This window comes from Bacillus sp. FG16, assembly GCF_057809515.1.
This window is the reverse complement of the sequence record NZ_JBMDKC010000037.1, coordinates 19,554-41,630: the sequence shown is the minus strand read 5'-3', so window position 1 is coordinate 41,630 and position 22,077 is coordinate 19,554. Positions and strand designations below refer to the sequence as shown.

At 34.1% G+C, this 22,077-nt stretch carries 23 protein-coding genes; 7 read left to right on the top strand and 16 right to left on the bottom strand.

All coding sequences use genetic code 11. The annotated features are described in order from the left end of the window. Positions 1-10: 10 nt before the first annotated feature. Complete coding sequence (locus ACODS7_RS15320) at positions 11-433, bottom strand: GNAT family N-acetyltransferase (protein ID WP_016081922.1); 423 nt, start codon at positions 431-433, stop codon at positions 11-13. A 129-nt stretch (positions 434-562) separates the two neighbouring features. Here ACODS7_RS15320 and pdxR point away from each other — a divergent pair, with 129 nt between their 5' ends. Further along, positions 563-1,978: a MocR-like pyridoxine biosynthesis transcription factor PdxR gene (gene pdxR / locus ACODS7_RS15315; RefSeq protein WP_088114943.1), complete on the top strand. Its 1,416-nt coding sequence runs from the start codon at positions 563-565 to the stop codon at positions 1,976-1,978. 90 nt (positions 1,979-2,068) lie between these two features. Here pdxR and ACODS7_RS15310 read toward each other — a convergent pair whose 3' ends face one another. Then, a complete protein-coding gene (locus ACODS7_RS15310; RefSeq protein ID WP_000755126.1) occupies positions 2,069-2,914 on the bottom strand; it encodes a YitT family protein in 846 nt (281 codons plus the stop codon). A 180-nt stretch (positions 2,915-3,094) separates the two neighbouring features. Beyond that, positions 3,095-4,303 (bottom strand): macrolide family glycosyltransferase, encoded by a 1,209-nt coding sequence (locus ACODS7_RS15305; RefSeq protein WP_243168758.1) that lies wholly within the window; start codon positions 4,301-4,303, stop codon positions 3,095-3,097. A gap of 552 nt (positions 4,304-4,855) precedes the next feature. On the opposite strand from ACODS7_RS15305, the gene ACODS7_RS15300 reads away from it, so the two are divergent. From ACODS7_RS15300 to ACODS7_RS15290, 3 genes are read left to right on the top strand one after another with little or no spacing between them, the layout of a single operon-like run. Beyond that, positions 4,856-5,734 carry a protein kinase family protein gene (locus ACODS7_RS15300; RefSeq protein ID WP_098629215.1) on the top strand — a complete coding sequence of 293 codons (879 nt, stop codon included), beginning with the start codon at positions 4,856-4,858 and terminating at the stop codon, positions 5,732-5,734. Between the two features lie 23 nt (positions 5,735-5,757). Next, a complete protein-coding gene (locus ACODS7_RS15295) occupies positions 5,758-6,645 on the top strand; it encodes a GNAT family N-acetyltransferase (protein ID WP_016081927.1) in 888 nt (295 codons plus the stop codon). Next, entirely contained in the window at positions 6,638-7,351 is a 714-nt protein-coding gene (locus ACODS7_RS15290; protein WP_063547110.1) for a class I SAM-dependent methyltransferase, read from the top strand. The genes ACODS7_RS15295 and ACODS7_RS15290 overlap by 8 nt, the downstream gene beginning before the upstream one ends. Positions 7,352-7,371: 20 nt before the next feature. Here ACODS7_RS15290 and alr read toward each other — a convergent pair whose 3' ends face one another. After that, positions 7,372-8,547 carry an alanine racemase gene (gene alr, locus ACODS7_RS15285; protein WP_098629221.1) on the bottom strand — a complete coding sequence of 392 codons (1,176 nt, stop codon included), beginning with the start codon at positions 8,545-8,547 and terminating at the stop codon, positions 7,372-7,374. 171 nt (positions 8,548-8,718) lie between these two features. Here alr and ACODS7_RS15280 point away from each other — a divergent pair, with 171 nt between their 5' ends. Continuing rightward, positions 8,719-9,180: a DinB family protein gene (locus tag ACODS7_RS15280; RefSeq protein WP_098629216.1), complete on the top strand. Its 462-nt coding sequence runs from the start codon at positions 8,719-8,721 to the stop codon at positions 9,178-9,180. 8 nt (positions 9,181-9,188) lie between these two features. Here ACODS7_RS15280 and ACODS7_RS15275 read toward each other — a convergent pair whose 3' ends face one another. The 7 genes from ACODS7_RS15275 to ACODS7_RS15245 form a co-directional block, all read right to left on the bottom strand. Beyond that, on the bottom strand, positions 9,189-10,370 hold the full coding sequence (locus ACODS7_RS15275) for an MFS transporter (protein WP_142333788.1): 1,182 nt from the start codon (positions 10,368-10,370) through the stop codon (positions 9,189-9,191). A 196-nt stretch (positions 10,371-10,566) separates the two neighbouring features. Then, positions 10,567-11,112, bottom strand: coding sequence for a MarR family winged helix-turn-helix transcriptional regulator (locus ACODS7_RS15270; protein WP_000378333.1), 546 nt, complete (start codon positions 11,110-11,112; stop codon positions 10,567-10,569). Positions 11,113-11,261: 149 nt separating this feature from the next. Further along, positions 11,262-12,038 (bottom strand): Cof-type HAD-IIB family hydrolase, encoded by a 777-nt coding sequence (locus ACODS7_RS15265; protein WP_098629217.1) that lies wholly within the window; start codon positions 12,036-12,038, stop codon positions 11,262-11,264. A 6-nt stretch (positions 12,039-12,044) separates the two neighbouring features. Next, positions 12,045-12,635 (bottom strand): histidine phosphatase family protein, encoded by a 591-nt coding sequence (locus tag ACODS7_RS15260; protein ID WP_016081933.1) that lies wholly within the window; start codon positions 12,633-12,635, stop codon positions 12,045-12,047. Between the two features lie 89 nt (positions 12,636-12,724). Beyond that, complete coding sequence (spoIIP, locus tag ACODS7_RS15255) at positions 12,725-13,972, bottom strand: stage II sporulation protein P (RefSeq protein WP_016081934.1); 1,248 nt, start codon at positions 13,970-13,972, stop codon at positions 12,725-12,727. Beyond that, positions 13,950-14,918, bottom strand: coding sequence for an SPFH domain-containing protein (locus ACODS7_RS15250; protein ID WP_016081935.1), 969 nt, complete (start codon positions 14,916-14,918; stop codon positions 13,950-13,952). The genes spoIIP (ACODS7_RS15255) and ACODS7_RS15250 overlap by 23 nt, the downstream gene beginning before the upstream one ends. Positions 14,919-14,920: 2 nt before the next feature. Beyond that, the gene (locus ACODS7_RS15245; RefSeq protein ID WP_016081936.1) at positions 14,921-15,349 is read right to left on the bottom strand and encodes an NfeD family protein; all 429 of its coding nucleotides are present in this window, start codon (positions 15,347-15,349) and stop codon (positions 14,921-14,923) included. Between the two features lie 276 nt (positions 15,350-15,625). On the opposite strand from ACODS7_RS15245, the gene ACODS7_RS15240 reads away from it, so the two are divergent. Beyond that, positions 15,626-16,843, top strand: a complete 1,218-nt coding sequence (locus tag ACODS7_RS15240; RefSeq protein ID WP_243168757.1) for an MFS transporter — start codon at positions 15,626-15,628, stop codon at positions 16,841-16,843. A gap of 50 nt (positions 16,844-16,893) precedes the next feature. Here the strand turns inward: ACODS7_RS15240 and ACODS7_RS15235 are convergent, their stop codons facing one another. From ACODS7_RS15235 to spoIIP (ACODS7_RS15215), 5 genes are all read right to left on the bottom strand, one after another. Continuing rightward, positions 16,894-18,369 carry an amidase family protein gene (locus tag ACODS7_RS15235; protein WP_098629219.1) on the bottom strand — a complete coding sequence of 492 codons (1,476 nt, stop codon included), beginning with the start codon at positions 18,367-18,369 and terminating at the stop codon, positions 16,894-16,896. A gap of 180 nt (positions 18,370-18,549) precedes the next feature. Next, entirely contained in the window at positions 18,550-18,996 is a 447-nt protein-coding gene (locus tag ACODS7_RS15230) for an NUDIX hydrolase (RefSeq protein WP_043935065.1), read from the bottom strand. 23 nt (positions 18,997-19,019) lie between these two features. After that, positions 19,020-19,760 (bottom strand): M15 family metallopeptidase, encoded by a 741-nt coding sequence (locus ACODS7_RS15225; protein ID WP_043935064.1) that lies wholly within the window; start codon positions 19,758-19,760, stop codon positions 19,020-19,022. Between the two features lie 11 nt (positions 19,761-19,771). Continuing rightward, a complete protein-coding gene (locus ACODS7_RS15220) occupies positions 19,772-20,269 on the bottom strand; it encodes a GNAT family N-acetyltransferase (protein ID WP_016081941.1) in 498 nt (165 codons plus the stop codon). A gap of 268 nt (positions 20,270-20,537) precedes the next feature. Next, positions 20,538-21,692 (bottom strand): stage II sporulation protein P, encoded by a 1,155-nt coding sequence (spoIIP, locus tag ACODS7_RS15215; RefSeq protein ID WP_243168756.1) that lies wholly within the window; start codon positions 21,690-21,692, stop codon positions 20,538-20,540. Positions 21,693-21,780: 88 nt separating this feature from the next. Here spoIIP (ACODS7_RS15215) and ACODS7_RS15210 point away from each other — a divergent pair, with 88 nt between their 5' ends. Continuing rightward, positions 21,781-22,077, top strand: a complete 297-nt coding sequence (locus tag ACODS7_RS15210; RefSeq protein WP_043935063.1) for a hypothetical protein — start codon at positions 21,781-21,783, stop codon at positions 22,075-22,077.

Genomic DNA, 22,077 nt, shown 5'->3' with positions numbered 1-22,077 from the left:
TTCTTATTATTTATAATTCTTTATGAAAAGAATAACTCACTTTATCATACCCTTCTCTTTCATAAAAACGATGAGCATCAATTCTTGGAAATGCTGATGTGAGGACGATAGATTCACATCCGTTTTCCTTTCCCCAGTTCTCTATATACGAAAGTAATACATTTCCATGTCCTTTTGAACGATGTGCGTCTGCTGTTACAAGGTCATATACGAAAACGTGCTTCTTATTATAAAAGTTCGTACAAATCGCTACACCTGCAAGGCTAACAACTTCATCCTCCTCATTACGCAGCGAAAATAGTTTATAATTTTCTTCTTTCATATTTCGAAATAAAGAGCTTGTTTCCTCTTTTGAAAGTTTCGTTCTTAATTGCTGTAAAACAGGTAATACTTCATGTAATTGCTCTTCTGTTACTACTTCTTTAACATTCATTTTTAACTCTCCTCTAACTATTTATTTAATTTTCTAAATGTTATATCATTATTATAGAAAGTAACTGCCCTTTACTTAAGTGACAGTTTAAGTATTTTTTATAAGGCCAGTTTTAAAGGAGAGTTTTATATGGATTTTACTATCCCATTGCAATTACAAAGTAACACACCTATTTACTTGCAAATTTACGACTATATAAAAGCTGAAATTATACAAGGGAGTATTTCTGTTGGCACACGTCTACCCTCACACAGAAATTTAGCATCACAACTTAATATTAGCCGCATCACTGTTGAATCAGCTTATCAACAATTATTAGCTGAAGGTTATGTAGAAAGTAAACCGAAACGTGGTATTTTTGTAGCAAATTTCGATATTGACGTTATCCCAAATAAAAAACGAAATGCAGCAAAGAAGACGAACAATTTGATAGACGAAAAATTTGAATATGATTGTAGCCAAGGGCTTATTGATCAAAATGCATTTCCGATTACAAATTGGAAACGAGCATTACAAGAATCCATACTTACATACGAAAATGCACTATTTGCCAAAGAAGATCCTCAAGGTGAATTCGCTCTTCGAGAGCATATATCAACATATTTATATCATTCTCGCGGTGTACATTCTTCACCTGATCAAATTGTGATCGGCGCCGGAACACAGCCACTTCTCTGGCTACTACTTCAACTGCTTGGCCCTACAAAAGAATACGGCATTGAAAACCCTGGATTTCACCGTATACACGCAATTATTAAAAGCTGTGATAGACAAATTCATCCCATACCATTGGATGAAAAAGGGATTGATATTTCTAGTTTATACAATACAAATGCCAATGTCGCATACGTTACACCATCACACCAATTTCCACTCGGGATTATTATGCCTTTATCTAGAAGAACAGAATTGTTAAAGTGGGCTAATGATTGCAATGGATACATTATTGAAGATGACTATGACGGAGAGTTTCGCTACGCTGGTAAGCCAATTCCTTCTTTACAAAGTCTTGATTCAAATGAACGCGTTATTTATATGGGAACTTTCTCAAAATCTTTTTTACCTTCTTTACGAATGGGATATGTTGTTTTACCACCACATCTTTTTAAAACATATCAAGAACTGCATGGAATTTTCAAACAAACAGTCGCTACAATACAACAACTTGCTTTTGCTAACTTTATACAAAGCGGGAATTGGGAACGTCATCTTAACCGGAGTCGTACACTATATAAAAGAAAACATCATGCGTTAGTAAAATCCATTATGAAAGAAATGGGGGCTAATGTTCAAATTCTTGGCGAACAGTCCGGACTTCATATTGTTTTATGTGTCCATAACAGTATGAATGAAAACGAACTGATTGAATCCGCTAAAAAACAAAGCGTTAAATTATACCCGCTTTCTCCATATGATTTCGTGAATGATTTACGTAAGGAATCATACGTATTACTCGGTTTTGGTAGCATTCCAGAAAATAAAATTGAAACGTTGGCTATATTATTGAAAAACGCTTGGTTCCCTAGTTGCAAGGAAATTTGTTAACAGTGGGTTTAACTTGTAACATACTAACAATTCAACAAAATAAAAAAAGAAGGCTGTTCCAAAATAACTTTTTGGACAGCCTTCTTCTAGTTATTCACCCGACCTAGCTTTCCTTCCCGGACGTTTCACACCAGTCGTTTCTGTTGAATAGGAAGCTTCAATTATAGCGGTTGGATCTACAGAGAGAACGAGATCTTTCATTTTCGGATAAATGAATCGGTTTGTAATACAATAAATGATTCTCTTATGCTCCCCTAAAAAACCACCTTCTCCATGTAGATACGTAACAGATAGTTGCAATTCTTTCATAAGTAAATCGCCTATTTCTTTATTCTTACCAGAAATAATCATAACGCTCTTACCTTGATTAATACCATCTAATATAAAATCAATCATCTTCGTAACAATATAGAAAATTGCTAATGAGAACATCGCTTGTTCGATTGAAAATAAAATGGCAACAAAGATGAAAATAACTGCATTTACTGCAAGTAAAAATGTACTAATCGGTACATTAAAGTGTTTATTCATCCAAACTGCTAACATTTCCGAACCGTCAATTGCTCCACCCATTTTAACAACAATTCCAACACCAATTCCGAACAGCACTCCACCATAAAGTACAATTAATAACTCAGAAGTCGTAATTGCTGGAAATGGTTTTAAATAAATTAATCCGAGTGTTGTAACTACATTCGCATAAGATGTACGGATAAAAAATTTCTTTCCCATTACTTTTGCAGTAAATAATAAAATTGGGATATTAATTCCTAAGAAAACGCCATAAAGTGGCAATCCTGCAACTTTATTTGCCATAATAGCAATAGCCGTTACCCCGCCATCTACTAATCCATTAGGTGCTAAAATAAGCTCTAATGAACCTGCTACTATAATTGAGCCAATTGTTAATAATACGTATTCAAATACTTTCTTCATTCATTACCCCCAAAACTTATATATTTTCTTAGTATTATTTTAACGTAATTTTACTACTAATTCAAAGGTATCGATTTATATACACAAAAGTTTCACCTTTATCGCTATTTTTATGTAACACATGTAACGCGTAATACTAGAAACACACTTACAAATTAAAAGTAAGTGTGTTTTTAACATCTATTTAATCTTTACGTACGGCTTCATTTTTAATTCAAGTATTTCCTCAACTGCCCTTTGATATCCACCAGCATTTCTAAGCGACTCTCCCACTTTACGACTATTTCCCTTAAACGTCACATCATCCATTACTTTCATTACAGTCTCACGTAACAATTCAGAAGTTAACTCGTTACGATTAAGTCTTATGCCTGCCCCTACTTCAGTCAATCGTTTTGCAACGAATGGCTGATCTCCTGTTACCGGAATTACAACTAATGGAACACCGTAATATAACGCTTCACTCGAACTATTCATACCACCATGTGTCACGAATACATCAGCATGCTTTAAAACTTCTAATTGCGGGACATAATTATACAACTTAAAGTTTTTCGGGATATTTTCAAATTGACTTATATTTATCTTCTTACCAACGACTAATACGACTGTCGCATCTACATCTTTAAACGCTTCAAAACACTTTTCATACAGATCAGGTTGTTCATTAAAAACTGTTCCCATAGAAATGAAAATTACTTTTTCATTTTTTAAATCTTCAGTAGGAAAACTCGCCACTTCTTTTCGAGTAGCAATTGATGGACCTACAAATTTATACGATTCCTCAAATACATCTGAACGCGGCTGATATTCTTTTGAAGTATATACAATCGTAATATCACCAGGATGGTTCATAATATCATACATACTATTACATTTCATTCCATACTGCTTATTCCATCTTTCCATTCCCGCTAAACAAGATTGATATAATGGATTCATTTCATCTACTTGTCTCGATTCCTGCCCATCATGAAAATTAATGTACTGATTAACAGCAAACGTTGTACAAGATGAAACGCTTGGTAATTGTAAAATATTCGCTATAATACGTCCTACTGGAAAATGATTATCATATATTAAATAATCGTATTTTTCCTCTTTTGTTTCTTCTACAATTTGAGTAACAATACGCTCTGATGCTTCAATCATATGAGATAGCATCGTCAAAGGGCTCCCGCCTTCATTTACTCGTTCCATAATATTAATTTGAGAGAGAAAATTCTCAAACACTCGGAATTCCGCACCTGTTGCTTCAATCTTCTTTCTATAATCTTCAATACAATACGAAACAACTGTTTCTCCTCGCTGGATTAACTCACTTACAATAGCTAAAGTCGGATTAATATGACCTTCCCCAGGGAAATTTATTACGAGTACATTTGCCATAATATTCTCTCCTATCCAGTTAATATAATAAAGTTAACAATTAATTATATTAATTAATTTAAGTCTATTATAAATGAAAGCATTCTACTTCTTCATGCTTTTCTCTTCATTTTATTATTGAGAAATATTTTCTATAGTCTACATTATTGTGATTCACAATTTTATAAAGTAAAACTTTAATCAATAGGGGTTTTGTTCATCCCTCACTGATTATCAGCCCTCACCAATCGAGATTTTACGGACATCCCGCTCCCCCTAACTTCTTTGCTTTCACTGAATTTTGAGGTGGGGGTCTTACTGCACAGCGAATAGCGCGATAAATGAATGCTTAATTCTACTTTTACTCTTCATAGCTTTAAAGATACAAGCTTTACATTCAAATATTATCACTCTTATTTTTTGACAATTCATACAAAAATGGAGAAATATAATATTTTTAATGAGTTTTGACTATAAATATAACTATGATTTCAATCCTTTTATCTTTATCCCCATAACACATCATCTGTTATATAATAAATTTATAGAATTTACAGAAAAAGGAGTCTTTTCATGTTACAACAACTATTCAATTCCCTTATTCTATCCGTTCAAGCCTTGCACCCAGGTTATGAAGATCATGCAAGCGATGTTTTTCTCGTCCGAACAGAAGATAAAGAAGTTATCGTTCGTGCTTCTAAAATGTATGAAGAACCAAATAATGATTTTTGGTGGGGATGTAAAAATCTATTTGGAATTGATCCGAGGAATGTACATCATTTAGAAACGGTACATACATTGCTACAAGAACATACTAATCTTCCTATCCCAACAATATTAGAAAAACATATTTTAAATGACCGAGAATTCGTTGTTGCCGAAAAATTAGTAGGTAACACAGTTCAATCTTTTATCGAGCAACCAGATTCTATTTTATTCAGCCTAGGAAAAGGACTTGCAGAAATACATAAGTTTAAAGCCGATTTCATAGGAAATCCGTCAGGCACGTTCCAAATTCCACTAGATGAATTCCAATCACATATTTTAAACGTGAGTAAAGAGCTTATGAATATGTTTTATTCCGATGATGAAAGCGTACAAAATGCATTTCCTACCTTTGAATCACAGCTTTCTTCCCTGTCCGTACCAAAAGAAGCTACACTCGTCTTACTTGATATGGACCCTACCCAATTTTTATATGACGGTACAACTATTACGGGTTTAGTAGATACTGAAGCTTACGCGGTTGCCCCGCGAGAGTTTGATTTTATCGGACTAGAATATGTACTTACCGAAAAAGAAGCACATGCCTTTAAAAGTGGTTACGAAACAATTATGCCTATTCCTCATCTTGAAGAATGTAGACAACCATATCGTTATTTATACCGACTGTTATCTGTGCAAGGTAGTGTGGAATTAAAGGAATGGTTAAGTCACCCATCCTATTTTTAAATACAAATGAGAGGGAGTATACAATGGATATTCAGAAAAAGCGTTCTGTAACAGAAAGTGAAATACAGCAAATGAAGGATTTAGCTTATATTTGCGGACAACAAGACAACCTTGATTACTCTTCAGATTTACATATCAACTTTTTAAAAAATCGAAATGAAGATTATATAAACGATTTTCTTCTTTATAACGGCACTCAATTAATTGGCGCTTTAAATATGTATGATTTCGAAAGACCAACAAAGCTTGAACTAATAGGCTTTGTACATCCTCATTTTAGAAAACAACGTTTCGGAACTATCCTTTTACAAACTGCAATGAAAGAAATACAAAATAGAGAGACAGATGAAGCTCTTCTTATTATTAATGGGGATTCTATTTCTGGGAATGAATTTGTAAAACATATGAAGTTACCATATTTATATAGTGAATATAGTATGGAGTTCAAAACAAACGAAATTCAAAAAACAACAGATAATAATATACAGCTTACTCTTGCAACTTCAGAATCACTTCTTGATCTTATTGAAATTTCTAGTAAAGCTTTTGGTGATTCAGTAGAAAATACGGCTACATGGTTACAAAAAATGATGACTTCACCTTCTCATAAAGTTTACAGTGCTCTTATTAACGAAAAAGCTATTGGAACAATTACAGTTACTGAGCAAGATCATTCTACTATATTATCAGGATTCGCTGTCCACCCTTCCTATCAAGGTAAAGGATATGGAAAAGATATTCTTAGTTATATGGTACATACCCTTATTACAGAAGGAGCTTCAACAATTGAATTAGACGTCGAAACGAAAAATAACCATGCTTTAAAACTATATACACAATGTGGTTTTAAAATTAAAACGAAGCATGACTATTATAATTTAATGAATAGCACGGAGAATATTTATGTCTAAAAAACTTATTTATTCTGATTATGATATTTTCGCATCTATTTATAATAAACATTGGGGACATTTTGCCGAACACTCCTATCTTGCTTTTGAAAAACTCGTTTTACAATATGCACAACCACATTCTCATATTTTAGATCTTTGTTGCGGGACTGGTCATCTTACTAGGAAACTACTTGATAACAATTTTGTAGTAACTGGTATAGATGGTTCTACTCAAATGATTGAATATGCACGTGAAAATGCGCCAGATGCAACCTTTTTCGTCGATGACGCTCGCTATTTCAATATAAATGAGCAATTCCACTACGTCATCTCTGCCGGTGATAGTTTAAACCATATTATGAATTTAGATGAACTAAAAAGTGTGTTTCACAACGTTTACTCCGTATTACATAACGAGGGTATATTCGCATTTGATATGAATATGGAAAAAGGATTTCTTGAAAACTGGATTGCTTCGTTTCATATTTCAGAGAAAGAATATGTTTGTACGATTGACTCTACATTTGATAATAAAAACAAAAAAGCAGAAATGAATTTCATATTATTTACACGTGATACAAATGATATTTGGAAAAGAAGTGACTTTTCTTTTAAAGAAACATGTTACACTAAAGACGAAATTACTCATGCATTACAATCTGTAGGTTTTAAAAATATTCAATCGTACGGTACAAATAGAGCATTTTTCACTTGCCAAAAATAAAAAAACTGAATCTAAATGATTCAGTTTTTTCTTAATATATTTACAACTGCAGTTGTTTCGTCATTTTCTTTATAAACACGTGGAATTCTTCTATCTAGCATACATGTAACTTCATAGTTTATTGTACTTAACATATCCGCTATTTCTTCTACTGTGATATTTTCTTCACCTTGTTTACCGTAGAATACTACTTCGTCTCCTACTTGTACTGGCATCGCTTTTGAAACATCCAACATTAACTGATCCATACAAACACGGCCAATTACAGGTACTCGAACCCCGTTAATTAACGCATAGCCTTTATTAGATAATTGACGATTATAACCATCAGCATAACCAATTGGTACAGTCGCAATCCATTCTTCACCAGTTGTTACATACGTATTCCCATAACTTACACCACGATTTTTCTTCGCATGTTTAATATGAGCCACTTTTGATTTTAACGACAACGCAGGCTGTAAAGAAACGACTGAATGATCCACCTCTTTTGATGGATACATACCGTACACTCCTATTCCAACGCGCACCATATTTTGAAATGTGTTACTTAATTCCATTGATCCTGCACTATTTGAACTATGAATATATGGTATTTGAATTCCTAATTCTTTCGCTGTATTAACAGCTTTTTCAAATAAACTTGTTTGCATATTCGTATATGATTTATCGATTTCATCTGCCGTAGAGTAATGCGTAAATATCCCTACTACTTCTACATACTCCATACGGTTTAATTCTTCTAAAAATGGCTTAACTTCTTCTTCTTGTAAACCGATACGACTCATTCCTGTATCAATTTTCACTTGAATTTGTACTTTCTTTTGAAGACGGTTTGCAATTTCATTTATACCATGTAAATCTTCTACTCTATAAACAGTCATCATAACGTCATATTGAATTACATCTTCTACAGCCGCTACTGGTGTGTATCCTAAAATTAAAATCGGCACAGTAATTCCTGCTTCTCTTAATTCTATTGCTTCATCTACAAATGCAACTGCAAGTTGATTTATTCCAGCTTCAATTGCAGCTTTGGCAACTTCAACTGCCCCATGGCCATACCCATTCGCTTTTACAGCAGCCATCATCTTAATTTCTTCATCATTTACATGTTTTTTAAATTCTTTTACATTATGTTTTACAGCATTTAAGTCAATTTCTACAATTGTATCTCTTCCATATTTCAAACTCATTGGTCTAACTCCTAACTCAATAATTGCATTCCATTCTATTTCACGTTTCATATGACCTTTTACAATATAATACTTTTCATTATGCTAGTCAAACTACTAGAATTTTCGGAATTTTGAGTATGATATAATATCCTCAAGAAACTATTATATACGGAGACGAGGAGAATTACAATGTTTGTTCAATCTGCATTACATCAACTAAAAGTTGCTATTGATACTTCTATTTATATGCTTAACCAATATAGTGAAAACGATTTAAAAATAAAACCGATTCACTCAAAACGATCATTATTTGAAATGTGTACACATCTTTCTCTTATTTGTCATGCTGATTTGCTCATTTTAAATGGTATTCCAGAAAAAGAATTACATACCTTTTATATAGAACATACGCCCGTAACAGTTGCTCAAATGCAACAAACGATGATTGAAGGATACAACCTTCTCTCTAAAACATTTCTTTCCTACTCCCAAATAGAATTAGCAGAAGTTATGACTGCCTATTGGGGTATTTCTTATTCGCGCTTTGAATGGTTACTTGAAATCGTTGCACACTTTTATCATCATCGTGGACAAATTCATCTTTTATTATGTGAGCATATGAAAGATCCTCGCATTCCTTTATTTGAGTGATTTTCCACTCATTCATTAATTATAAATAGAGAAGCTACAAAACCAATAAAAAGTAGCATTCCTAATAAAATAAATGTTTGAGCATACCCTCCTATTTTCATAAGATAAATAGAAATGATAGGTCCTATACTAGTACCTAAAAATAAAATAAAAGTATAAATAGATACTGCTATTCCCCTCGCTTTCCCTCCTAATTGACCTACAAGAGAAACTAAAGACGGAACGGATATAGCAATACCTATTACAAAACAGACACTCATCATTACAAGTAGAGATAGATACGAAACAAAGCCCATTGAACTTAGACCGAAAATAGCGATCAACAATCCTCCCTGAAGAACTTTTCTTACTTCAAACCTCTTTGTTAAACGACCTGCAAGCGGTGACAGCAACATACCAAATAGCCCCGCTAAGCGAAAATAAAGAATTTGTTCTGCAGTTAAATTGTAAGTAGGAGAGCTCAAATAATTCCCTAAAACAGTATACATATTAACAAAAGCCATTAATAAAACAAATGCAATTATATAGCTTAATACTAAGCTTTTATTTGTAAAAACTTTACCCATCTGTTTAATTGGCCCCAAAATATCAGTATAGGATTGAGACGTCTCTCCTTTCGGAAGAGAATAATAAACCCATATAGCAGTACTTATATAGACAATGCTAAGAAGAAAGAAAACCATATGCCATCCAAAATGCTGACTAACAGCAGTACTTATTACCTGCCCTACAATTCCAGCTACTAAAAAACCAGTACTAACAAATCCTATTGTTGTAACCCTTCTTTCTACTGGGAACATTTCTACAACGTAGGCTAGCGCTACTGGAGAAAATGTAGCCGCTGCTATCCCTTGTATACCTCTAAAAATAACAAGCCAAAATAAACTATCTACAAACCCTAAGCAAAAAGAAACAATCGACAGTGCAAGCAATCCAATAAAAATCACTTTTTTTCGTCCATATTTATCAGAAATTGCCCCAAATAACAAACACCCTATAGCAAAGCCAACAGAAAATATACTTCCTGTAGCTGCCGATTGTGCTAATGACGTATTAAAAATGTTTGAAAATAGAGAGATTAAAGGTATTGTTACATATAGGCTAGACATAACTACCATACCCGACCAACATAATACTGCTGTCATTATTGTATAATTCTTTTCACTATTTACTTCCTTTCCTATTTCCATCATAAACTCTCTCCCTTATTACGATTTGTTTTTATTAGTTTAAACTCTCTAAATTACTAAAATAGCATTCCTTTAACTCTTATTTATTTTAATTACATAGCAAAAATTATCACCGTTCATAAAGTTAGTTAAGCATATAATAAGGTAAGCTAATTATATGTCCAAATAAATAAGTTGATCTTCATAATCAACTTATTTACCTACCTTCTCCTAATTTCACCTGCATAGTTGTTTGCATTTTATTTAATAACTTTTCTAAAACTTGACGCTCTTCTTGATTAAAGCCATCAACTAACGAAGCGCAAGATAACCAAAAAGTTGGTAAAGAATGTGTAACTAGTTCTTTTCCTTTCGGAGTAATTTTCACCTTTAATCTTCTTCGATCTTCAGAATGGTGGAATCTTACGATTAACTCTCGTTTCTCCATCCAATCTAATAAGCCAGTGACAGAAGCACGTGTAATCCCTAATCGACTCGCAATATCCGAAGGACTCATGTTCACCTCTTCCCCATTCGCTTCCATTTCACGCAAAATAAACAATAGTAAAAAATCTAATTTACTCTCTGAAATACCAAGCGGAGCTAAATCTACGTCAACCGCATCAAGAACATTATCAGACGTCCATAACATTAACAAACCAAGTTTTGCTGCGATTGGATCCGTTTCCGCTGATGCTGTCTTTTTGATTAACTCTGCGTACGGCTCAATCCCTAAAGGAAGAGAATCTTTTCTTGAATCCATTCATCTTCACTCTCCTTTCTCATTAAATAATTAGCTTACCTAATTACTTTCTCATTATACTCATATTTTTCCTTTTATTGCAAACACATTGTTGAACAAAAAAATCCTATTATTAAAACAGGATTTTTCACACTGACTAGCTATCAGTTTTAAATAATGTGCAACTTCTTTAAGGCATAAGAAATTCCGCCTTCACTCGCCTTCGTTGTAACGAGATCAGCCCTTCTCTTCAGCTCCTCTCCACCATTTCCCATCGCAACTCCTAATCCTACATACTGCAACATCTCAATATCATTTCCACCATCACCAAAAGCAATGGCTTCTGATTTACTAATATTTAAATGTTCCAATACTTTTTGAATTGCAGTTAGCTTCGATACTTTACTATCTTCCAATACATTCATAACGTAACCATGAAAACGGTCAAACGTAAGTGCTGGATACCTTTCAATGAATTTTTGAGCTTCTGTTTCATCAGCATACAGACATATGCAATACATCTCATCTGACAAGTTTCTAACTTTGTCAGGATACCGCTCTAAATTTAAAGTTTCATTTAACGCTCGTATGACACGTTCATCTTTGGAGGCAATATTATTCATTGCAAATTCTTCTGTAAAATAAGAAACACTGTGACCATGTAATTCAGCAAAATTTGAAATATCATGAACGATTTCGCTTGAAAGTACTGATTTATGTATAACTTCTTCCCTACATTTTATATGTGCACCATTTGCTGAAATAAACGTATTTATGCCTAGTTCCTTAAATTGTGAGCATAAACTATATGGTCTTCCAGTTGTAACAACTACGTGAATCCCCTTATCTATTAATCTTTGTACCGCTTCTTTTGTACTTTCGTGCATACTTCTATCAATCTCGCTTAAAAGCGTACCGTCAACATCAAAAAATGCAACTTTGTACATAAGTCTTTACATCCCGTCCAAATGATTCGTATCATTAATGAAATGTACCGTTTTTTGTTCACCCTCAATTTCAATTAAACTTATTCCCGTATCTCCCATTTTGAAATAGTAGTCCATTGAAATTGGCATATTGAAAAATGCACGTAATAGACTATTAATTACGCCTCCATGGGCAACAATCGCAATTCGATTATATGTATTCTCTGTCACAATTTTAGAAAAAATCCCTTCTATTCTCATTCGAAACTCAATAAATGACTCTCCGTTTTCAAAACGGTCATGAAGAAATTTTGGCTCTGGATATTTCTTTGCTTCTTCAAATGATAAACCAGCTTGTATTCCATTATTAAACTCCATTAATTCCTCTTCTAATTGAATTGGACAACCAATTGCTTCTGCTAATGTTTCACCCGTTTCACGAGCGCGTTTTAATGTACTTGCCCAAATGAAATCTGGTGAAAAATCTTTTTTCACTTTCTGTACAAGTCTTTGTACTTGTTGTCTCCCTTTGTCAGTCAACTCAAAATCAGCACGGCCTTCATGTACATGTAAAATATCAGCTTCTGATTCTCCGTGGCGTATTAGTAGTATTTGCATGTTTCTCTCTCCCTTTATTTAACATTCATAAAATTCCATTATATCACATTTTAAGATTTCAAAATAAAAAAGGAACGGTCTCCCGTCCCTCATCCATTCACTTTTTCCGCATCATTCCAATAATATTTACTAAACGCTTCTGTTAACACATCAATTGTGTTATATAATTCATCTAACGTATTATCAACACCACCAACTTCAATTAACATCGCATTTTTCGATAAATCTTGGTTATAAACGCCATTTCCATCTTTTTTATACTTTGGAAAAATCCCTCTACTTAAACCGTAATAGTTTTCATCTAAATAACTATTGATGGCTCTTGCAATTTTTTCATTTTCAGCACGGCCTTCATTTTCCATCCCAATAATAAAATATAATCTTGCATACGATTTCCCGTTAATTACTTTTGTTGTTACTTTCTTACGCTGATCATCACGATGTATATCAATCGGAAACGCAATTTTATTATTTTGTGCTAATGCTCCTTTTACATATTCATGAGATGCTTTATATGACTGATACCATACCCACTTTTTACTCGCTAATAAATCACCCATATTCGTTTTATCGTGAATTACTGGAATTCCTTGCCCCTCAAGTTGTTCCTTCATACGTTTTCCTAGTAAGGACACATTTACATCTGGGCTAGATGGATCAGTTGCCCCTGGTAATAATGGAAAGAAGGATTCCCAGCTATGTGTATGATAAATATATACTGCACTTTCACCTTTTTTCGCTCCGTTCTTTTTCTGAACCGGATTATTCTTTTCCGCTTCTGTAACTTTATCTTTTGCTACTTCCCGTTCTTTCGTTACTTCTTCAATCGGTACACTAGATTCATTTGGGATATTCGTCAAGTTTGTCCCTTCCCCAGCTACGATAATATTAGAATAATACTTTGACATACCAGGTACTTCTTTACCGACGAATGTTCTTAAATCTTTAATTTTCAAATCTGTCGCAATAGAGAACATTAAATTCCCAACTGACTCTCTTTTATTCTGCTTAAAATAATCAAATCCGTAATAGCGATTCTCACTTTCTATCATTTGAACAAAACCTTGCATCGATACTTTTCCAAACCATTGATTTGCATAATTCGATTTCATTGTATGTAAAAGTGACGTCAAAATCGACGCTATTATAATTACTATTAGCGCATATAAAAGGAGTAACGAAATTAGTTTCTTCCCATGTATTCGAGTTGCATACTTTTTCACTGCATCACCTTCTTTATACATGGATATGTACAAGCTTTTCGGAATATACGCACAAAAAAGAGAAATGGTATCCCATTTCTCTTCCTCACTTTTATTGTTCTTTTTCTGTATCATTTGAAGGTAGTTTCTTCGCTTGTTTTTCTTTAAATATTTCTCCAATTGCCCCAAGAGTACCAAGTGTTTCAATTGCATTAGACGGAATAAAGACTTTATTTGCTGGTCCTTTTGCAACTTCAGCTAATGATTCGAATGATTTGTAAGCAAGTATGCGCTCATCCAAATTCGCTTCACGAAGCAATTCAATACGATTTTGTTCTGCTTTTGCGATTTCTTCAATTGCTCGCGCTTCCCCTTGTGCCTCTAATTCTTTTGCTTCTCTTATACCTTCGGCTTCGCGAATACGCGCTTCTTTATCCCCTTCAGCCATCAAGATTTTACTTTGCTTTTCCCCTTCAGCACGAAGAACTTTATCTTGTTTTGCTGCTTCAGCTTCTAAAATAATCGCACGTTTATTACGCTCAGCCTTCATTTGTTTTTCCATTGATGCTTGCACATCTTTTGGCGGGTTAATATCAACAACTTCGACACGTTCAATACGTACGCCCCATTTTTCTGTTGCTTCATCAAGCGCTAAGCGGATTTCTGTTGAAATTTTTTCACGACCAGATAACGTTTCATCCAGTTCCATTTTACCGATGATTTGACGCATCGTTGCTGAAGTAATATTACGCACACCATATTCATAGTTTGAAATACCATATGTCGCAAGTTCTGGTTCAACAATTTGATAGAAAATAATTGTATCTATTTCTACTTGAACATTATCTTTCGTAATTACCTTTTGCGGTGGTACATTCGTTTGTTGAATACGTAAGTCGTGATATACACGAACGCGATCCACAATCGGGATTAAAATATTTAATCCTGGGTGCATTATACGTTGAAACTTACCAAATCTTTCAACAACCCCAACTTTTTGCTGAGGAATAATTTTAATTGTTAATGCGATAAATGTAACTACAATTAGCGCGAATATAATCGTTAACGTTAATGCTACCATATTTATTCACTCTCCTTTTTCACTTGTAATATAGTACTATGCCTCTTTATAACAACGACTCTTTCTCCAGCATCAATTGAAGAATCTGCAATAGCTGTCCAAGTATCTCCATCCACCTTCACAATACCATTCGCCTCATTTGTAATCGCTTGCATAACAATCCCTTTTTTACCAACAAGCATATCTACTGTATCAGTAAAACCTTTTGCTTCTCGAAAGTTTTTTGAAATTCTTTTCGTAAAGAATGTCAAAGTTAAACTTACAATTGCCCCAACAGTAACTTGTAACAGTAGTGCATCAGGAGCAAACAAAGCAATAAGACCTCCGACAACAGCTCCAATTCCAAGCCAAAGCATGTAAAACGTAATCGACAACATTTCTGCAATAAATAAAATACCAGCTATTATAAACCAAATTACCCAAGCAGCCATATGCAACCCTCACTTTCTTTCTCATTTTCTATATGTATATGAAGAAAAGAATGGTTTATCCGCCCTTTCTTACACTTGGGCGTTTGCTACAAGCTATTGTACATATTCACTGTTACAATGGATTATTAATATAATACTATATCAATATATTCTTCATTATACATGAAAATTCCTTTCAAAAAGTGACAAAAAATTAAATTCTTTAAAAATTTTATTTTTTAAATTACAATTATTCTAATTACTAAATACTATTTTTTTATAGAGGTGGTATTCTTATTGAAAAACCTGTCACTAACCTACTATTTAGGTTGCAAAATATGCATTACTCTCGCTGACATCGTATATGTAATGATTATTACAACTCATATTTATATAGCCACTAAATCAGCTACTATTACTGCTCTTTTTCCATTATTACAAGTTATCACAAATCTAATTGCTAACACCTCTGCACCGCTTATGATAAATCGTTTTCCACCTTATACGTTGTTATATACGCTACAATGGCTAAAAACAGTCTTTTTACTATTATTAATGATTTTGTTCCCGGTCTTATCCACAAACATTATAGCTCTATTAACTTTTATTTTTTTCATTTCATTATGTAGTGGGTGGAGTGCTCCATTATTATACGGCATTCTTCCGCGCCTTACACCGAAAGAAAAATTAGTAAAAGTAAATAGTATCTTTTCCTTTTCAACACAAATTGTGCAAACCGTTGCTTATTCATTTACGAGTGTTATCGTTCTTCTCATTGGCGCTACTTCTACACTCATGATTAATAACATTTTGATGATTTTCGGATGCATTGCATTACATTTTTCATTACGTACCATACATACTGAACGAATAGCAGATCCTCCCTCTTCAAAAAGTACTATTTTATTGGAAGGTTGGAAACTCTTATTTCAAAATCCTTCTCTCCGTACCGTTACATATATGGACTTAATTGAAACTTTCGCAGGGACAATATGGATTGGTGCTATTACGATGGCATATGTTACGACTATCCTTCATAAAGGCGAGGAATGGTGGGGATATATTAATACAAGTTATTATGTTGGCACGTTAATCGGTGGTCTATTGGCATGGAAAATGAGTTCCTATATTCAAAACAATTTAATACGCTCCATGTCGATAGGCTCTCTTATGTTTAGCATTCTTACATTTTTATATGGTATGACGAGCAGCGGATTTATTGCGCTTTTCCTATGTGTTCTAATGGGACCATGTTATCAAATTAGAGATATTTCTCAAACGACAGTTTTACAATCAAGTGTCGCCCCTTCTTTATTATCAAAAATGTATACAGCACATGGTGCCCTTCTTTCAACAGCTTCTGGTCTTTCTATGCTTAGCGTTGGCATTATTACTGATATGCTCGGTGTTCGTACAATTTATATCATCGCTTCTATTCTTATTTTATGTTCCGCTTGTTTATCTTTTAGTTTATTAAAATATCATAAAGCAGAGCAGAACGATATTTCACTTTAATCACTAAAACAAAAAGGACAGGCATTCCCTGTCCTTTTTGTTTATTCTATTCATGACAAGTTTGGGATTTTTCTATGTTTTGTCGCCTGTTCAAAAGCGTAAGCTAGCTTAATTAATATCCCTTCACTAAAGGCAGTACTTGTAATCGTAATTCCAAAAGGTCTCCCGCTTTCCATATACCCAGCTGGTATTGCTATAGACGGATAACCCGCTTTCGCACATATAGTAGAACCTATATAGGAAGGAAACAGTATCGCATCAAGATTATATTTTTCCAATGCAAAATCAATGCCTTGTTCTTGAGAAAAATATATATCTTCTAATCTCGCATTTAAATATTCTGGATTTCGTAACGTATTAGGAAAATCTTTTCTTCCCTCTAACTTAGTTTGTCCATATTTTAAAGCTCTTTCTGCCATATTTTTATTAAACTCCATTAACTCCGAAATAGAATGTACCGGAATAATAGAACGTAATTTAGAAAGATAGTTATCTAAACTATGCTTCAGTTCATAAAGCGGAACTCCCCAACTCCATTCTCTATGAAAAGAAGGAATATCAATATTTTCTACTACTGTCGCTCCTTCATTACGTAATACTTGGATCGTTTCTTTAAATAATTTTTCATCGTACTCACCATTTTCGTAATAATCTTTTGGTGCGTCGTTAAACACACCAATTTTCGCTCCATTTAAACCATTAGCAGCAAGGTAAGATGTATAATCCTGATATGCCCTACCTTCACTTTTATGAGTTGCTACATCTTTCTCATCCACTCCAGTTAAGCTCCCTAGTAAAATAGTGGCATCTGTTACTGTTCTAGCAAATGGTCCAGCTGTATCTTGCGAATAAGTGAATGGAATAATTCCTCTACGACTAATTAAACCGACAGTCGGTTTAATGCCAACTACAGAGTTTTGAACAGCCGGACTCAAAATAGAAGCGTCTGTTTCTGTCCCAATAGATACTACTGTAAAGTTAGCAGCAACTGCTATCGCAGAGCCTGTGCTTGAGCCACCAACAAACATGTCATCCTTACCTGTTCCGTATGGATTGATTGTTTGACCACCTCTTGCACTATATCCAGCCCACATTTCAAAAGACATTGCATTTGCTAATTCTGTCATATTTGTTTTTCCTATTATTACTGCTCCGGCTTCTCGTAATTTTGTAACGAGAAATGCATCTTCACTACTTATATTTTGTTCTAGAGCAATCGTACCTGCACTTGTATGCATGGAGTCATTCGTTTCAATATTGTCTTTAAGCAAAACAGGTATACCATGTAATGGACCCCTTATACCTTTTGTCTTTCTTTCATAATCTAACGCTTCTGCAATAAAAATAGCATCTGGATTGATTTCTAAAATAGAATTAATTTCCGGTCCGTCTTGGTCATACTTTGCGATTCTATGAAGATAATACATCACTAATTCCTTTGAAGTTAACTGCCCAGATTCCATTTCGGTTTGTATATCATGAATTGTTAATTCTTTTTTTAATACTGAATTAAACTGAATCTCCATTTATATTCTCCCTTATAGCAACTTTTTTGCGTATACCCCTTACTTTTTCATCTTTTCACCCCAACTATTCCAAACTAATATTCCTTTAAAGAAATTCAATTTATCTATTCAAAAAGCCTTTAATTTCCCGAAAAATAAAAAGAGTCTGAAACGAGTGAACTTTCGCTCCAGACTCTTTTATTACTTTACATATATCTCATCTAATAAGTGTAAAAACTCTCCTTGTTTCCCTGCTAATTCAGGGCATTTTGCAATATTAACCCATTCGTAGCTAAACGCTAAACCTTGATCTTTCTCACCAGCACTTACTATATGCTCCCATGTATCTTTTACATCAGTTAGTAAAGTTACATGAAAAAAGTGACGTTTTTCATATTCCTGTTTTTCCTTCACATGTATAATGTAATCTGCTAGGAAACGCTCTATGCATAAATGGCGCAATCCGGATTCTTCCTGTACTTCACGCAATATAGCAGCTTCTAGCGTTTCACCTTCATCAACCGTTCCCCCTGGCACTTGAATACCAGCTTCATGTATATCACGATGTTTAAAAACAAGTAATTGCATAACCCCCTCTTTTTCTCTTGTAATATATGCATATACTTTTTTCTTATATAACATCGTCATTGTACGTCTCTCCCCTCAATTGTTCAATCTGTTACTTCTTCAAGCGTCAGTTGATTATCATACAAATATGTAGCTTGTGGATTTCCCACATACCTTACGTGCCACGGTTCATACCGATAGCCCGTAATCGTTTCTTTCGCTTTTGTGTATCGAATCACAAAACCAAATTTATGGGCATTTTCAGAAAGCCACTGACCTTCTTTCATCTCCCCAAAAACCGTCTCTAACTGAAATTTAGCAGATTGAGACGTAATATCCATAGCTAGTCCAGTTTGATGCTCACTTGTGCCAGGAACCGCACTAGACATTGCTGTTTTTGCTTCCCCGTCTTGTTTTTTATACATCGTATTTAATGCTTTTTGTCGATCAAAAGATCTAAATCCAGAAACTGCAAAAAGGAAAATACGCTCGTTGTCAGCCTGCTGAAACATATCCTCAAGCGCCCTCGCTGCCTCTTTTCTCATCTTTTTCTTTTCTTGATCACCTTCACTAGAGTAGCGCACTTTCGGAATAACTAAATCTGGCGGTCTATACCCATCTGGTAAACGCCTACTTTTATTCACAAGTACAAGCATTGAATTCGGATTATTAATTACCGCAATATCCCCATCCATATTAGCAATCGTTTCTTTCGCTTTCGGAAATATGTTATTTACACTTACTTCTCGCGCCTGCTTATCCTTATACATTTTATAATTAATTCCTGCTACTCCAACAATAAGTATCACCGCTACGATACCAAGTAGTGCCCATCTTTTTTTCATATAACGACCTCTTATTTTAATAATTTGGCCATTTCATACTCATCGATGCCCTTTCCATCGATAATAAGAGCAGCTTTTTTGACACCTTCTTTCTCAAATCCAGCTTTTTTATATAGTGCCTGAGCTCTTGTATTGTGGGCCATTACTGTTAATTCTAAACGCCATACATCATGTAATTTTGCCCACTTCTCAACCTCTTTAAACAATCTCGTCCCAATACCTCGCCCGTTATACTCTTGCAAAATACCAATTACAATGGTTGCCACATGCCTCTTTCTTTGAATGTTATTTCCATTCACTAATATAAAACCTACTATCCTCTCATCTTCAACTGCTACAAATATTGTTGCATATTCATTTTCTATAAATCGCTGGATCATTTTTTCTTGTTGCTCAGCTGTAGTTTTCCTTTCTCCTGGTTCATATAACATAAACTTCGTTTCTTCATCTAATTGCTTACTTAATTGCAAAAATGATGCTGCATCTTCTACTTTGATCTCCCTAATCACCTAAATCACCCTATCAATTTCATATTATAAAAATTTTCCTTGTAAAAAGATTTTCTCTGCCATTTCAAAAATCCCTTTCTAATTCTCCTATTATAATTAGACAAATTTCGATATTGCTATAATAATTATTAATCATGTCCATTTTGTGACATCTTGCTATCCACATTTCAAACCAACACAAAAAACGTAAGTATTACACTTACGCTTTTCCAAGATTGAAGTGAGCTAATAATTATCGATAGATACCCTGGCTAATTCAAGTTTCACTTTATCCATTCACTTTTTCTGCCTGCCAAAAATATTCACCAAATGCTTTAGCAAGTGCATCAATTGATCGATTTAGTTCTTCCTCTGTATTATCTACACCGCCAGCTTCAATTAATATCGCTTGTCCTGATAAATCTTGATTATATATTCCATTTCCTGTTTGGAACCCTTTTTGAATGACACCACGACTTACTCCTGGATATTTCTTATTAATCGCCTCATGTAAGGCGGTTGCTAATTGTAAGTTTTTTCCATAGTTTTTGTTGCCTTTCCCTACTACAAATGCAAGCTTCGCATATGATTTATCTCCAATTGTTTTTGTCGTGACATTCTTCCGAGCACTATCACGATGCAAATCAAAAAAGTATTGAAGATCTTTATTGCCAGCCATAGCTTGCTGCACAATTTCTCGAGACATCTTATACGAACTATTACTGTTTAAACCTTTACTTATTAACTTTTGACCAACATCACTCTTATCGTTAGTAGCTCCAATTCCTTCACCTTCTAGTTGTTCACGGAAACGATCTCCTAATATAGAAATATTCGATACAGAACTTGTTGCTTTATTCGGATCTGGGTCATTCGTTAAGTTAAGTAAAGGTAAATAAGATTCCCAGCTATGTGTATGATAAATAAACGCAACTTGTCTTTTCCCGGTCGTTTGGGACGGCTGTTTTTTCTCTTTATTCGTATCTTGTTTAGGTGCTTGTCCAGTTCCACTAGTCCGTTCTTTCACTACTTCTTCAAGAGGTACACTCGATTCTATCGGTAAGTTAGAATAGTTTGTCCCCTCACCCGCAATAACAATTTCTGTATCGTACTTACCAAACCCGGGAAGCTCTTTCCCGACAAAACTGCGTACATCATTAAAGCGAATATTTGTAGCCATAGAAAAGAGAAAAGAAGAAATTGAAAAATCTTGATTCAAATTTCGATACTCCTGTGTAAAATAATGATTCTCTTTTCCAAGTACGTACATGTAACCATTCATCGATAACTCATTTAACCAATTATATAAATACGTTGACTTCGTCTCTTTCATAGAGGTTACCATCATACTAATAAGAAAAAAAGTCGCTAGCACTGTAGTAATAACAAATAAAACTAACTTACGCATACTTGTAAACTTCATAAAAAAAAAGCCCCGATTCATACTATCACCTCTCTATTTCAAGTTATGTACAAGCCCTAGAGAATAGACCGTTAAAATTTCGGCTATATTGTTAATGAGGTGAAATGAATTGAAACTATTAATAGGAATATTACCAATCGCTCTATCATTCATTTTTTATTTGTCCGCTAAGCATCCAAAAGTCTCTATTGTGCTACATATTTCTGCGTACTTGGCACTGTATGTACTCGGTACAATTATTTCCATTAATATATACGATGTTTTAATACAAGATTTAGTTTTCATGACGAGCATTCATGGGATTTTACTGAATCCACTTTTCCTTATTGCAGGAGCGTATATAGGAACATACACGTTGTACCTACTTATGTCTCACATTATTATAAAAATAAAAAATGGAGCGTAA

What these genes read in the sequence shown, in the direction of transcription:
- ACODS7_RS15245 (WP_016081936.1), bottom strand. Translation starts at nt 15,349, where the DNA reads ATGGCTGCTTGGGTAATTTGGTTTATAATAGCTGGTATTTTATTTATT.
- ACODS7_RS15290 (WP_063547110.1), top strand. Translation starts at nt 6,638, where the DNA reads ATGTCTAAAAAACTTATTTATTCTGATTATGATATTTTCGCATCTATT.
- ACODS7_RS15295 (WP_016081927.1), top strand. Translation starts at nt 5,758, where the DNA reads ATGGATATTCAGAAAAAGCGTTCTGTAACAGAAAGTGAAATACAGCAA.
- pdxR (WP_088114943.1), top strand. Translation starts at nt 563, where the DNA reads ATGGATTTTACTATCCCATTGCAATTACAAAGTAACACACCTATTTAC.
- ACODS7_RS15250 (WP_016081935.1), bottom strand. Translation starts at nt 14,918, where the DNA reads ATGGTAGCATTAACGTTAACGATTATATTCGCGCTAATTGTAGTTACA.
- ACODS7_RS15270 (WP_000378333.1), bottom strand. Translation starts at nt 11,112, where the DNA reads ATGGATTCAAGAAAAGATTCTCTTCCTTTAGGGATTGAGCCGTACGCA.
- ACODS7_RS15235 (WP_098629219.1), bottom strand. Translation starts at nt 18,369, where the DNA reads ATGGAGATTCAGTTTAATTCAGTATTAAAAAAAGAATTAACAATTCAT.
- ACODS7_RS15320 (WP_016081922.1), bottom strand. Translation starts at nt 433, where the DNA reads ATGAATGTTAAAGAAGTAGTAACAGAAGAGCAATTACATGAAGTATTA.
- ACODS7_RS15275 (WP_142333788.1), bottom strand. Translation starts at nt 10,370, where the DNA reads ATGGAAATAGGAAAGGAAGTAAATAGTGAAAAGAATTATACAATAATG.
- ACODS7_RS15300 (WP_098629215.1), top strand. Translation starts at nt 4,856, where the DNA reads ATGTTACAACAACTATTCAATTCCCTTATTCTATCCGTTCAAGCCTTG.
- ACODS7_RS15305 (WP_243168758.1), bottom strand. Translation starts at nt 4,303, where the DNA reads ATGGCAAATGTACTCGTAATAAATTTCCCTGGGGAAGGTCATATTAAT.
- spoIIP (WP_243168756.1), bottom strand. Translation starts at nt 21,692, where the DNA reads ATGAATCGGGGCTTTTTTTTTATGAAGTTTACAAGTATGCGTAAGTTA.
- ACODS7_RS15265 (WP_098629217.1), bottom strand. Translation starts at nt 12,038, where the DNA reads ATGTACAAAGTTGCATTTTTTGATGTTGACGGTACGCTTTTAAGCGAG.
- ACODS7_RS15230 (WP_043935065.1), bottom strand. Translation starts at nt 18,996, where the DNA reads ATGACGATGTTATATAAGAAAAAAGTATATGCATATATTACAAGAGAA.
- ACODS7_RS15260 (WP_016081933.1), bottom strand. Translation starts at nt 12,635, where the DNA reads ATGCAAATACTACTAATACGCCACGGAGAATCAGAAGCTGATATTTTA.
- alr (WP_098629221.1), bottom strand. Translation starts at nt 8,547, where the DNA reads ATGAGTTTGAAATATGGAAGAGATACAATTGTAGAAATTGACTTAAAT.
- ACODS7_RS15310 (WP_000755126.1), bottom strand. Translation starts at nt 2,914, where the DNA reads ATGAAGAAAGTATTTGAATACGTATTATTAACAATTGGCTCAATTATA.
- spoIIP (WP_016081934.1), bottom strand. Translation starts at nt 13,972, where the DNA reads ATGATACAGAAAAAGAACAATAAAAGTGAGGAAGAGAAATGGGATACC.
- ACODS7_RS15280 (WP_098629216.1), top strand. Translation starts at nt 8,719, where the DNA reads ATGTTTGTTCAATCTGCATTACATCAACTAAAAGTTGCTATTGATACT.
- ACODS7_RS15225 (WP_043935064.1), bottom strand. Translation starts at nt 19,760, where the DNA reads ATGAAAAAAAGATGGGCACTACTTGGTATCGTAGCGGTGATACTTATT.